Here is a 255-nt window from a genome sequence, read left to right on the forward strand (position 1 = left end):
TATCAGGGTTTTCTCTATCGTTAGTGTAACGTGCAACAACGAGCTGCCAGAACTCATCGACTGTAGCAACTGATGAGACATTAAGTCCACGCTCTACAGCAATCGCTTCCAGCCAGTTTTGCGTCAGGGTGGCTTCGAGTGTACCTGGTAATATAAACTGAGCTGATATATAAGGTGCTAGTGCTTGTTTTAGACCATTGCCTCTGAGGGAGCTTTCCACACCATCATAAAGCGTTAACAGAAAGCTTTCTATCT

General features: G+C 44.7%; 1 protein-coding gene. It reads right to left on the minus strand.

The window, feature by feature from the left end; translation table 11 throughout:
- Positions 1 to 255: hypothetical protein (locus ACQ96U_RS27230; protein ID WP_431724420.1), on the minus strand; the 255-nt coding region annotated here is incomplete at both ends.

It is taken from the genome of Zooshikella sp. RANM57, assembly GCF_050749885.1.
GTDB lineage: Bacteria > Pseudomonadota > Gammaproteobacteria > Pseudomonadales > Zooshikellaceae > Zooshikella.